The sequence below is a fragment of the Kiloniellales bacterium genome (genome assembly GCA_030064845.1).
In the GTDB taxonomy this organism is placed as follows: Bacteria; Pseudomonadota; Alphaproteobacteria; order Kiloniellales; family JAKSDN01; genus JASJEC01.
In genome coordinates, this window is sequence record JASJEC010000005.1 from 1 (window position 1) to 11,475 (window position 11,475).

Genomic DNA, 11,475 nt, shown 5'->3' on the forward strand with positions numbered 1-11,475 from the left:
TCGGTGGCCGTGCCGATGATCCTGGCCGGGCCCGGCATCCCGGCCGGCGTAAACCAGACGCCGGTGTCACTGAACGACCTGGCGGCTACCATCGAGCGGGCGGTGGCGCCCGGCCCCCGCGCGGCGGTCGAGCCCTGGGAGGGCCGGCCGCTCCAGGACTTCGTGACGGCGCCCGAGCCCGAGCGCATCGTCATCAGCGAGTACCACGACGGCGGCAGCCCGACCGGCCTGACCATGCTGCGCCAGGGGCCCTGGAAGTACGTTCACTACGCCGGCGGCCACCCGCCGCAGCTCTTCGACCTGGAGAAGGACCCGGGCGAGCGCAACGACCTGGGAACGGATCCGGCCTACGCCGAGCTGCGCGCCACGCTCCTCGCCCAGCTGAACGCCGTGCTCGACCCGGAGGCGGTCAACGCCCAGGCCTTTGCCGAACAGAGGTCGAAGTTGGAGGCGCTCGGCGGCGCGGAAAAGGTGCTCGCCATGCCGAGCTTCAACCACACGCCGCTTGGATAGAGAACGCTACTCGGCGGGCTCCAGCTCGGCCAGCTCCTGCCAGCGGTGGCAGGCGACGTCGTGCTCGAGGCCGAAGTGGTCGAGCTTGGGCTCCGCCGTGCGGCAGATGTCGATCGCATGCGGGCAGCGGGTCTGGAACTTGCAGCCGGGCGGCGGGTTGGCCGGGCTCGGAATCTCGCCCTCGAGCTTCTGGGCCTGGGCCCCGTGGTCCGGGTCGAGCGAGGGGATCGCCGAGAGCAGCGCCTTGGTGTAGGGGTGACGCGGCGCCGCGAAGAGCTCGCGGGTCGGCGCGGTCTCGACCAGGCGCCCCAGATACATGACCGCCACATGGTCGCAGGTGTGGGCGACCACGCTGAGGTCGTGGCTGATGAAGAGGAAGGTGATGTCCATCTCCTGCTGTAGGGACTTCAGCAGGTTGAGGATGTCGGCCTGGATCGAGACGTCGAGCGCGGCGACGCTCTCGTCGGCGACCAGGAACTTCGGCTGGCAGACCAGGGCGCGGGCGATCGAGATGCGCTGGCGCTGGCCGCCGGAAAAGGCGTGGGGGAAGCGCCTGAGGTGCTCAAGGTTGAGCCGGCACTTGGCCGCGATCTCGCGCACCCTCTGGTCGGTCTCCTCGCGCGACGAGGTCAGCTTCATGACCTCGAGCGGCTCGGCAATGATGTCGCGCACCGTCATGCGCGGGCTGAGCGCGGCGTAGGGATCCTGGAAGATCAGCTGGGCCCGGCGGCGGTAGTCTTTCAGCTGCCGCTTGTCGATCGCCGCGATGTCGTAGTCGACCTCGCCGTCGTTGTAGTTCACGTGCCCGCCGCTGATCGGAGCCGCCTTGAGGATGGCGCGGCCGAGCGTGGTCTTGCCCGAGCCGCTTTCCCCGACCAGGCCGAAGAAGGAACCCTTCGGAATGTCGAGCGAAACGTTCTCGATCGCGCGAATCACCAGCTTCTCGCCGAACAGCTGACGGCCGAGCCCGTAGTGGACCGAGAGCCCCTTTGCGGAGATATGGGGGGTGGCGAGAGGGTGGCTATCGCTCATGCCGGGACCTCTTCGGCGGCCTTCGCGCTGTCACGTTCCTGCACCAGCAGGCAGGCGGCCTCGTGCCCCTCGCCCAATGTGGTGACGCTGGGATCGATGGTGTTGCACTTGCCGGCGATCGCCTGGGGGCAGCGGGTGTGGAAGACGCAGCCGGCCGGACGTTCGAGCAGGCTGGGGATGTCGCCGGGCACCGGCGTGAGCGGCTCGTCGAGCTCTTCCAGCTTGGGGATCGCATGCAGCAGGCCCTGGGTGTAGGGATGGGCCGGTTGCTTGATGACCTGGCGGACCGTGCCGCTCTCGACGATGTTGCCCAGGTACATGACGGCGACCCGGTCGGCGGTCTGCGCGATCACGCCGAGATCGTGAGTGATGAACAGGATCCCCATGCCGAACTCGGCGACCAGCTCCTTCATCAGGTCGATCACCTGGGCCTGGATCGTCACGTCGAGCGCGGTCGTCGGCTCGTCGGCGATCAGCAGCTTCGGCTTGGTCGAGAGCGCCATGGCGATCATCGCCCGCTGGCGCATGCCGCCGGAGAATTCGAAGGCGTACTGGTCGAAGCGCCGGGCCGGCTCGGGGATGCCGACCCGGGCCAGCATCTCGATCGACAGCTCCTTGGCGCCCTGCTTGTTCAGCGAGGTGTGGATCAGGAGCTGCTCGACCATCTGGTCGCCGATGGTGATCGCCGGGGCGAAGCTCGCCATGGGCTCCTGGAAGATCATCGAGATGGTGCCGCCCCGGATCACCATGAGCTCGCGTGGTTTCTTGAGCGCCAGGACGTCGACGGGGCCTTCGTCCAGGTTCAGGGTGATCCTGCTCTCCGGACTATAGACCGCGTTCTTGGCGTTGAGCTGCATCAGGGCCTTGGCCGAGACCGACTTGCCCGAGCCGCTCTCGCCGACCAGGCCCAGGACTTCGCCCGGCGCGATGTCGAAGGAGATGCCGTCGACGGCGGTGATCAGGCCCTCGTCCGTGCGGAACTGGACGGTCAGGTTGTCGACGCTGATCAGCGGTTTGCTCATCACCTCTTGTCCGAATAGGGGTCGGCCGCGTCGCGCAGCCCGTCGCCGACGAAGACGAAGGCCAGCACCATTGCCACGAAGAAGATCACCGGGATGAAGTGCCACTGGTAGTTCAGCAGCACGTCGGCGTTGGTCACCGCCTGGAGCAGGACGCCCAGCGAGTTGACCGGCTCCTTGAGGCCGAGGCCGATGAAGCTGAGCGCCGTCTCGGAGAGCACCATGTAGGGGAAGGAGATCACCAGGTCGACGATGATGTAGCTGGTGAAGCTCGGCAGCAGGTGGCGCCGGATCACGTGCCCCGCCGGCGCGCCGCAGAGCTGGGCGGCCAACACGTACTCCTGGTTCCGCTCGGTCAGCAGGTGGGTCCGGATGCGCCGCGCCAGGGTCGGCCAGCCGATCAGGCCGAGGATGATCGAGATGAAGAAGAAGCGTTCTTCCGAGCTCCACTCGTCGGGCACGAAGGCGGCCAAGGCCATGAACAGCGGAATCGCCGGCACGGTTCTGATCGCGTCGGTTACCATCTGCAGCGCGCCGTCGATCCTGCCGCCGAAGTAGCCCGATATCCCGCCGATGATCAGCGCCAGGACAAAGGAGATCAGCATGCCGATGGTGCCGACTGCGAGCGACGTCCAGATCGCGTGCAGGGTCCGCGAGAAGATGTCCTTGCCGCCCTTGTCCGTGCCGAAGAGGTGGATGCCGCCCTCGTCGACGCCGAACAGGTGGGTCTCGAACTGTATGCCGAGCATCGTGTACTTCCAGCCCGGCACGAAGAACTGGACGTAGCGCCGCTCTTCCGGATTGACCTGGGTCACCCAGCGGAAGTTGGTCTTGGCCGAGCGGGTCCGCTCGACGCCGTGGATGAAGGGCCGCAGCGAGCAGCCGTTGTGGTCGCAGAACATGGGGATCTGCGGCGCGCCGAACTGGTAGTCCTTGTTGCGCCCGGCGATGGTCGGGTCGTAGGGCGAGAGGAAGGGCGCGAAGAGGCCCATCAGGATCAGGATGATCAGGACCGACCCGGCGATCATCGCCGAGCGGCTCTTCTTGAAGCGGGCCCAGATCAGCTGGGCCTGGCTGGCCGTGAAGTAGGCTTCCTTGCGCTTCTGCTCGGCCAGAGCCGCCGCGTCGAGCGGCTCTTGGGTGACGCCCTGGGTGCCGATCGCCTGCTCCGCCATGATCTAGGCCCCCACCACGCTGCGCCTGATGCGCGGATCGATGATCGCCAGCAGCAGGTCCGTGAAGAAGTTGAGCGACACGATCGCCGCCGTGAGGATGAAGATGATGGCGCCGGCGAGCTGCTGGTCGTTGGAGCGCGCCAGGGACTCGAGCAGCAGCGCGCCCATCTCGGTCAGGGTCAGGATGACCGCGACGATGGGCAGCTCGTTGAACACCCGGTTCAGGTCGAAGCCCAGCGAGTTGATGATCGGGCCGAGCGCGTGGCGCGCCGGATAGCGCCACAGCAGCTTGCGCCCGAAGACGCCGCGCGCCGAGGCCGCGGTGACATAAAGCTTGCCTAGCTCGTCGGACATGAGCGCGCGCACGGTCTGCAGCGCGAAGGCCGTCGCCGACCAGCCGAGGATGAAGATCGGCAGCCAGGCCCGGCTGAGGAAATCGATCAGCTTGTCGAACGACCAGGGCGCGTCGCGGTACTCCTTGGAGAAGAGGCCGGTCAGGCTGTCGCCGAACAGCACGGTCGAGACCAGCATGATCATCAGCGCCAGGAGGAAGTTCGGCATCGCCAGGCCGAGGTAGGAGACGAAGCGTAGCGTGTTGTTTGTGACGGGGTTGTTGGCCGAGGCCGAGATGATGCCGACCGGGATGGCGATCAGGTAGGCGAAGAAGAGCGCGGCGAAGCAGATGCCGAGCGAAAGCCAGATCTTCTGGCTGAGCAGGTTGTTGATCGAGACCCGCAGAATGCAGCTCTCGCCGAAGTCGCCGCGGAAGAAGACGTTGCCGACCCAGCTCGCCCAGCGCACCACGAAGGGTCGGTCGAGCCCGAGGCGCCTCTTCTCGGCCTCGATGTCCTCGACGGTGATCTGCGAGCCCTGGGTGTTCTTGAAGGCGAGATAGCGCTCGGCGCAGGTGCCGGGGACCATCTCCATGAGGGAGAAGACGATGAAGGAGACCAGCAGCAGCGTGACGACCGCCATGGCGAAGCGAGTCGCGGCGAACTGAAGGTACTGCAGCATGTCTCGCCCCCTGACCAGGCCCTTCCCCGAAGCCCTGCTAGGAAAAGTCTAGAGCGGATCATGTTTAGATGGAACCACTACGTGGTTGCCAACTAAACATGTGAATCCGCTCTACATCCTAGGTTTAGAGCAGATTCACCGGGTTTGATGGATCGCCTCCGGCGATTCAGTCAAACCCGGATCTGCTCTAGGGCCTGTTGACATTCACGTTGCGCTCCTGGCGGGAGCGAATTTGCGCCGGGGCTAGGAGCGGGAGGCGCCGTGGGGTGGGCCCCCACAAGGCCTTCCGCGACGCCGCCCCGGCGCAAATGCGCCCCGTCCCGAAGGGATCCGGCGAAATCGACCTGCTGCCGCGTTGCTTGTCGTCGAATATGCGCCGCATGTCCTTCCTCCTCGCGCCTAACAGCAGGCCGATTTCACTCGGACCAGGAGCGCGACGTGAGTGTCAACAGGCCCTAGCATGGCCTCAGATAGGCGAGAAGAGGGCCGGGCCGCGATCGGCCCGGCCCTCGGGTTTCGCCTCACGTCAACGGCGGTTCAGCTCTCGTCGGCCAGGAACCACTGCTGCGGACGGTAGGGGTAGGTCCTGTAGTACTCGTAGGACCAGGTCTTGAACTCCGGGAAGTTCTTCAGCGCGGTCCGATGGTAGATCGGGTTGGGCGCCTGGACCGTCCCGATGATCATCAGGTTGGTGGTCAGGTTCTCGACCAGCCGCTGGCCGATCTTGGCCGATTCCGGCGTGCCGACCGGGGTCGACTGGAAGGCGTTGATGTCTTCGACCATGTCGAACACCCACTGCGGCGGCTTGACGCCCGACTTGCCGTCGGACTCGAGGTACTCGCCCCACAGCATGCCGACCCGGTGGTCGAAGTAGTTGCCGAAGGGTGCGACGAAGCTCTCGTTCAGGCCGAGCACCATGGCGAGCGGCATGCCCTTGCCCCAGGCGCCGACGTCGAGCTGGTTCGAGGACTGGGCCGAGCGGTACTCGTCCGGCGTGACCTCCTTGGCGGTGGTCTTGATGCCCACGTTGGACCAGTGCTGGGCGACCAGCTCGACAACCTGGCCGGCGATGCCCTGGGTGGCGAACTGGATGTTCAGCACCAGCGGCTCGCCGTTCGGCAGGTCGCGGAAGCCGTCGCCGTTCTTGTCGACCAGGCCGATCTCGTCGAGCAGCTTCCTGGCCATCTCAGGATCGTGCTGGATGAAGTGCTTGGACCACTTCTCGTCGACGAAGTCCGGACGGGGCGAGAAGCCGATGTACTGCTTGGGCTCGCCGAGGCCGAAGAAGGCCACGTCGTTGATCTCGTCACGGTTGATCGCGACCGACATGGCCTGACGGAACTTCAGGTTGCCGAAGACTTCCCGCTTCGCCATGTCCTCAGAGGTCACGTTGAACGAGAAGGCGGGCAGGGTGATGGTCGGCTTGAGGTCGATCTTGTAGCCGCCCTTCTCCTGTCCGTCGAGCAGCATGGGCGCGCCCGGAAGCTGGACCGACTGCGACTTGTAGTCGACCTCGCCGTTGACCAGCTTGAGCAGACGGACCTCGTTCTCGTTGATGTAGAGCTCGTCCTGCTCGTTGATGTAGGGCAGCTGGTTGCCTGCGGTGTCCACCTGGAAGAAGTAGGGGTTGGCGACGTAGCGCCGGCCTTCCGTGGTGTCCTTGATCGTGATGAAGCTCTCAAGCGTGGGCATCACGTCCTTGGGCATGCCGGCGACCTTCTCGGGCTGCGAGAGCAGCGGCGAGGGGGTGTCGGTCCAGTCCGAGTTGCCGTAGTAGGCGGCGATCACGTCGTAGCCCCTCTCGAAGCCGATCTCCTTGGCCAGCTTGTCGGCGTCCGGGTTGATGTCCGGGTGGTACTGGCCGAGGAAGTGCTTGGGCTGGAAGCCCTGGGCGTAGGAGGTCGCAAAGTGGGCCAGCAGGCCCGGCTTCGGCGCCGGCAGATTGAAGCGCACGGTCTGCGGGTCGATCACGTCGACCGTCATGCGCTCGCCGGCCACCAGCACGTAGTCCTTGGCCTTCTCGATCACGTTGGGATCGAGCGCAAGGTTGTCGTACCAGAACTTGACGTCCTCGGCGGTGAAGGGCCCGCCGTCGGACCACTTGTGGCCCTCGCGCAGGTAGAAGGTGAGCTGCGTGAAGTCGTCGTTCCAGTCCCAGCCCTTGGCCACGTTCGGCACGATCGTGTTCAGGTCGTCCGAGAAGCGCACCAGGTTGACGTGGCGGGTCGAGAGCAGGTCGGAAGTGCCGGCCTCGGTCGCGTTCGACAGCGCGTCGAACACGCCGCCGTAGCGGCCGATTTCCTCGTAGGGCGCGACCACCAGCGGCTCCGCCGGCAGGCGCTCTGCGAGCGGCGGCAGGTCCGGGTTGCCCCGGATCTTGGCGTTCAGGTCCTTGATCGACGGGTTCTCTTGGAAGGTCAGCTTGCAGTTCGCGGCCGACTCGAACTCGGACAGCTCGAACTGCTGCGGGAACTTGCCGCTGATGCCCTTGTCTTCGGCGACGGTGATCGCCGGGCAATCCGCGGCCAGAGCGGGCTGCGTGCCTGCCGTGGCCAGCATGAGCGCGCCAATAGCGGTCGATGCAAGGCCCAGGACTTTTCCTGTTGTCATCAGTGTAACTCTCCCTGTTGGGACGATAGATTTCTATGTCAGGCACACGGCACCCAGCCGGGCTCACCGCGCGCTGATCAAGGCACATCCATCGCCTGGTTATATGACTATGTTGGCACACTTTTATGACAATCGCGAGGGTCTGGAGAGGGCTTCCGAAGCTCTCAACCCCGGGTCGAATATTGGTCAATTCAGGCGCGAAACTGCCGATGCGGACGCCCCTGCCGGGAACTCCTGACAGAACACTGTCAGCGCGACTCTGCTAGGGTTGGCGCTTCTTCGGAAGGAGGGCGGCATGGCCTTGAACCAGAGAGAGAAGGCCCGGAGGTTTCTCGCGCTTCACGGCGAGCCGGGCGCCTTCGTCATGCCGAACGCCTGGGACGCCGGCAGCGCCCTGCTGCTGGCGGCCGAGGGCTTCCCGGCGGTTGCTACGACCAGCGCCGGCGTCGCCTTCGCCCGGGGCCTGCCGGACTACCAGGACCGGATCGACCGGGACGAGATGCTGGCGGTCTGCCGGGCCATCGCCGACGCGGTCGACCTGCCGGTCAGCGGCGATCTGGAGGCGGGCTACGGCGAGGCGCCGGAAGCCGTGGCCGAGACCATCCGGCGCTCGGTCGCCGCCGGCCTGGTCGGCGGCAGCATCGAGGACCACAGCGGCGACCCGGACCGGCCGCTCTACGACCGCGTCCTGGCTGTCGAGCGGATCCGCGCGGCCAAGGAGGCGGCCGCCGCCTCGGGAATCCCCTACGTGCTGACGGCCCGGGCCGAGTGCTACCTGGTCGGCCACCCCGATCCGCTGGCCGAGTCCATTGCCCGCTGCAACCTCTACCGCGAGGCCGGCGCGGACTGCCTCTATGCGGCCGGGGTCAGCGATCCGGAGGAGATCGCCACGCTGGCGCGGGAGATCGACGGGCCGCTCAACGTGGTCATGGGCCTGGCCGGCGCGGCCCTGACCGTGCGCGAGCTGGCCGACCTGGGGGTCAAGCGGATCAGCGTCGGCGGCAGCCTGGCCCGCCTCGCCCTCGGCGCCCTGCGCCGCGCGGCCCGGGAAATCGCCAAGGACGGCCGCTTCACCTACGCCGCCGAGGCCATCCCCGACGCCGAGCTGACCGCCTTCTTCAGCGGGCGGGAGGCCCAAGAAGCCCCGTGACGGAGGACGTCGAGATCCGCGAGAGCGTGGCGGGCGACCGGGCTGCGATCGAGGCGCTCTATCCCCAGGCCTTCCCCGACGAGGACCTGGTGCCCCTGGTGCGCGCACTGCTGGAAGAAGGGCCGGCCGTGCTCTCCCTCGTGGCGGCGACCGGGTCGGGGCCCGCGGGGCACGTGCTCTTCACCCGCTGCGGTCTCGACGGAAGCCCGGGCGCGGCCGCGCTTCTGGCGCCGCTTTGCGTCGCGCCCGCACGGCAGCGCCAGGGCATTGGCAGCGCGCTTGCCCGCGCCGGCATGAAGCGGCTCGAGAACGAGGGTGTGGCCCAGGTCTTCGTGCTGGGCGACCCCGCCTACTATGGCCGCCTTGGGTTTCAGCCCGAGGCGAACGTCGCACCGCCCTATCCCCTGCCGGCCGAGTGGCGGACGGCCTGGCAGTCGACGTGCTTGAAGGGTGGAGCGCCCGCCCCGGGCGGCCGGCTCCTGTTGCCCGAGGCATGGCTCCGGCCGGAGCTCTGGGCACCGTAACGCAGCCGAGCTGCGGGAAGGTCAGTCCCAGTTTTCGCTTAGAGCTGGTGCGGGCGGCCGGACTCGAACCGGCATGGGCCGAAGCCCGAGGGATTTTAAGTCCCTTGCGTCTACCAATTCCGCCACGCCCGCCGAGGCCGGGACGGCGCCAGAGGGCACTTTTGCCTCAGCCGCCGGGTCCGTGCAACAACCGGCCTCGGCCCGGCTCCGGGCCGGTCAGCGGCCACCGCCGTTCTCTATCCGCCGAACGTTCTCCAGATAGTCCGTATTCCCGACGCCGATCTGGCCCCAAACGGGAAATCGTTCGCCCTTTAGGTCGTACTGCGGGTCCGCCTGCCAGAGCGTCAGAATCTGATTGGGCAGGAGCAGCTCATCCGCATCGTAGGCGAGGTCTTCAAGTCCGTATCTCCGTTTCAGCTGCTCGAACAGGTCTTCGGCGGAAACGCCGAAGACATCCAGACCATGTAGCAGGACCCGGATCTCGCCATGGGGGGCGATGCCGATGAAGCTCGCCCGATCGCTCTGGTCGAACTCGACGGACAAGCTGTTGTCCAAGTAGGCGTGCGAGTGGGAAAGGCCCTCGGGCGGATCTATGCCGAGTTTTCTGAGCAGGCCGGCTTCGTCCTTGACCGAACTCGGCTCTTGGCCGAGCGACTTCATGACCTCTCGAACCTCGTCCGAGGTCATATCGAGGCGGAGCGGAAGAAGCCCTACCCGGGGCTCGATCTCGAACTCGAGCCGCTTGTCGCGCTTGAAGTATTTTCCGAGCATCGTGCTTCGAAACGGCCTTTCGTGCCGCGAGGCGGGAGGGGAATGGCACGGTCGCCCAGGTTCCCGCTAGAGCGTTGAGGCGAAAGAGTATCCGCGCCCGTCTAACGGCCCCTTAACGGTCGCTGCAACCGCCCTTGGCCCGGTCGCCGGGTTGCGCGCTAAGATGGGCCGGCAACACCAGGGGAGGGCGCGCTCATGGCGGGACGGCTGGCGGACAAGGTGGCGATCGTGGTCGGGGCCGGCTCGGCCGGGCCCGGCTGGGGCAACGGCAAGGCGGCGGCGGTGCTCTTCGCCCGCGAGGGGGCCAAGGTCTTCGCGGTCGACGTCAACCCGGCGGCGGTCGAGGAGACGGTCTCGATCATCACCGGGGAGGGCCACGAGGCCACGGCCCACACCGCCGACGTGTCCCAGGCGGATGCGGTCGCCGAGCTGGTGACGCGCTGCCTCTCGCTCTACGGCCGGGTCGACGTGCTGGACAACAACGTCGGCATCGTCGAGGTCGGCGGGCCGGTCGAGGCGAGCGAGGCGAGCTGGGACCGGGTGATGGCGGTCAACCTCAGGTCCATGTTCCTGACCTGCAAGCACGTGCTGCCGGCCATGGTCGCGCAGGGCGGCGGCGCCATCGTCAACATCGGCTCGATCGCCGGCATGCGCTGGACCGGGGTGCCCTATATCTCCTACTACGCCAGCAAGGGCGCGGTCGTGCCCTTCACCCGGGCGGTCGCCCTGGAGTACGCGGCCAAGGGCATCCGCGCCAACACCGTGGTGCCCGGGCTGATGCACACGCCGATGATCGTCGAGCCGCTGAAGGAGGCCTACGCCGGCGGCGACGTCGACAAGATGATCGAGATCCGCTCCGAGCAGTGCCCCATGGGCTTCATGGGCGACGCCTGGGACGTGGCCCGGGCCGCGCTCTTCCTGGCCTCCGACGAGGCGCGCTACATCACCGGGACCGAGCTGGTGGTCGACGGCGGGATCACCGCGAAGATGTCTTAGGGGGGCCTAGTCGCCACCATCACCCTTCGACAAGCTCAGGGTGAGGGGAAAGTGTTTCCAGAACATGCCCTCATCCGCACTTAACGCCGGGTTGCGCCCCCTGTCGAAGGATGACCGAGCGCAGGAATTTCCCGGTCTTATGCTTGGCTAGAGGATGGGATCCTCCACCTCACGGTACCCTGGTATAGAGGATATACCGGGCGGCTCCACGTTGACCTGCACACCGAGTCGAAGGTAGGGGGACCGACGGTACGTCTCCTCATCTTCGAAGACGACGTAGCCCTTCGGGTCGCAGAATGCGGCTGGGAACTTGGTCAAATGCTCGTAGTAGTGACCATCACGATGAAAGCGGGCTTGGAGTACGGGTATTTTCCACCTCCTGATTAACTCATTGCCCCTAATAAGCGGGGCACGCCGCCCTGAAATCTTCCTAGTTCCCTTGCCGAGTGGTTGTCCTAACGGCTCCTCCTCGCTCGCGTCATCGAGCCCGGCGATCCGCCTCAACACGGAGTTAGGTGTATCTTCGAAGGGCACGGCCTGACCTTTGAGCCAATCGTACACCTCGTCATCAACTCGAATTGTAGGGCTCATCTCTCTATGTTCCTTATGTCACTATGTAACATAGGAACATAGTAGGATGGAGATTGCCCTTGTCAAATTTTTCTTCCCTC

At 66.2% G+C, this 11,475-nt stretch carries 11 protein-coding genes and 1 tRNA gene; 4 read left to right on the plus strand and 8 right to left on the minus strand.

All coding sequences use genetic code 11. From position 1 onward, the window contains the following. The coding region (locus QNJ67_02880) for a sulfatase (protein ID MDJ0607892.1) at nt 1-513 on the plus strand (513 nt) is incomplete at its 5' end. A 6-nt stretch (nt 514-519) separates the two neighbouring features. Here the strand turns inward: QNJ67_02880 and QNJ67_02885 are convergent. The 5 genes from QNJ67_02885 to QNJ67_02905 form a co-directional block, all read right to left on the minus strand. After that, entirely contained in the window at nt 520-1,545 is a 1,026-nt protein-coding gene (locus QNJ67_02885; GenBank protein MDJ0607893.1) for an ATP-binding cassette domain-containing protein, read from the minus strand. Beyond that, a complete protein-coding gene (locus tag QNJ67_02890) occupies nt 1,542-2,567 on the minus strand; it encodes an ABC transporter ATP-binding protein (protein ID MDJ0607894.1) in 1,026 nt (341 codons plus the stop codon). The genes QNJ67_02885 and QNJ67_02890 overlap by 4 nt, the downstream gene beginning before the upstream one ends. Next, entirely contained in the window at nt 2,567-3,739 is a 1,173-nt protein-coding gene (locus QNJ67_02895) for an ABC transporter permease (protein MDJ0607895.1), read from the minus strand. The genes QNJ67_02890 and QNJ67_02895 overlap by 1 nt, the downstream gene beginning before the upstream one ends. Nucleotides 3,740-3,742: 3 nt before the next feature. Continuing rightward, complete coding sequence (locus QNJ67_02900) at nt 3,743-4,753, minus strand: ABC transporter permease (protein MDJ0607896.1); 1,011 nt, start codon at nt 4,751-4,753, stop codon at nt 3,743-3,745. Nucleotides 4,754-5,290: 537 nt separating this feature from the next. Then, entirely contained in the window at nt 5,291-7,363 is a 2,073-nt protein-coding gene (locus QNJ67_02905) for an ABC transporter substrate-binding protein (protein ID MDJ0607897.1), read from the minus strand. 295 nt (nt 7,364-7,658) lie between these two features. Between QNJ67_02905 and QNJ67_02910 the strand changes: the two genes are divergently transcribed. Both QNJ67_02910 and QNJ67_02915 read left to right on the plus strand, forming a co-directional pair. Then, nucleotides 7,659-8,513, plus strand: a complete 855-nt coding sequence (locus QNJ67_02910; protein MDJ0607898.1) for an isocitrate lyase/phosphoenolpyruvate mutase family protein — start codon at nt 7,659-7,661, stop codon at nt 8,511-8,513. Then, nucleotides 8,510-9,037 carry an N-acetyltransferase gene (locus tag QNJ67_02915; GenBank protein MDJ0607899.1) on the plus strand — a complete coding sequence of 176 codons (528 nt, stop codon included), beginning with the start codon at nt 8,510-8,512 and terminating at the stop codon, nt 9,035-9,037. Before QNJ67_02910 ends, QNJ67_02915 begins: the two co-directional genes overlap by 4 nt. 45 nt (nt 9,038-9,082) lie before the next feature. Here QNJ67_02915 and QNJ67_02920 read toward each other — a convergent pair. Both QNJ67_02920 and QNJ67_02925 read right to left on the minus strand, forming a co-directional pair. Continuing rightward, nucleotides 9,083-9,169, minus strand: a tRNA-Leu gene (locus tag QNJ67_02920). An 84-nt stretch (nt 9,170-9,253) separates the two neighbouring features. After that, complete coding sequence (locus tag QNJ67_02925) at nt 9,254-9,808, minus strand: hypothetical protein (protein ID MDJ0607900.1); 555 nt, start codon at nt 9,806-9,808, stop codon at nt 9,254-9,256. A gap of 195 nt (nt 9,809-10,003) precedes the next feature. Between QNJ67_02925 and QNJ67_02930 the strand changes: the two genes are divergently transcribed. Beyond that, nucleotides 10,004-10,804: an SDR family oxidoreductase gene (locus tag QNJ67_02930; GenBank protein ID MDJ0607901.1), complete on the plus strand. Its 801-nt coding sequence runs from the start codon at nt 10,004-10,006 to the stop codon at nt 10,802-10,804. Between the two features lie 147 nt (nt 10,805-10,951). Here the strand turns inward: QNJ67_02930 and QNJ67_02935 are convergent, their stop codons facing one another. Next, nucleotides 10,952-11,395, minus strand: a complete 444-nt coding sequence (locus QNJ67_02935; GenBank protein MDJ0607902.1) for a hypothetical protein — start codon at nt 11,393-11,395, stop codon at nt 10,952-10,954. Nucleotides 11,396-11,475 lie beyond the last annotated feature (80 nt).

What these genes read in the sequence shown, in the direction of transcription:
- QNJ67_02925 (MDJ0607900.1), bottom strand. Translation starts at nt 9,808, where the DNA reads ATGCTCGGAAAATACTTCAAGCGCGACAAGCGGCTCGAGTTCGAGATC.
- QNJ67_02905 (MDJ0607897.1), bottom strand. Translation starts at nt 7,363, where the DNA reads ATGACAACAGGAAAAGTCCTGGGCCTTGCATCGACCGCTATTGGCGCG.
- QNJ67_02890 (MDJ0607894.1), bottom strand. Translation starts at nt 2,567, where the DNA reads ATGAGCAAACCGCTGATCAGCGTCGACAACCTGACCGTCCAGTTCCGC.
- QNJ67_02900 (MDJ0607896.1), bottom strand. Translation starts at nt 4,753, where the DNA reads ATGCTGCAGTACCTTCAGTTCGCCGCGACTCGCTTCGCCATGGCGGTC.
- QNJ67_02930 (MDJ0607901.1), top strand. Translation starts at nt 10,004, where the DNA reads ATGGCGGGACGGCTGGCGGACAAGGTGGCGATCGTGGTCGGGGCCGGC.
- QNJ67_02935 (MDJ0607902.1), bottom strand. Translation starts at nt 11,395, where the DNA reads ATGAGCCCTACAATTCGAGTTGATGACGAGGTGTACGATTGGCTCAAA.
- QNJ67_02895 (MDJ0607895.1), bottom strand. Translation starts at nt 3,739, where the DNA reads ATGGCGGAGCAGGCGATCGGCACCCAGGGCGTCACCCAAGAGCCGCTC.
- QNJ67_02910 (MDJ0607898.1), top strand. Translation starts at nt 7,659, where the DNA reads ATGGCCTTGAACCAGAGAGAGAAGGCCCGGAGGTTTCTCGCGCTTCAC.
- QNJ67_02885 (MDJ0607893.1), bottom strand. Translation starts at nt 1,545, where the DNA reads ATGAGCGATAGCCACCCTCTCGCCACCCCCCATATCTCCGCAAAGGGG.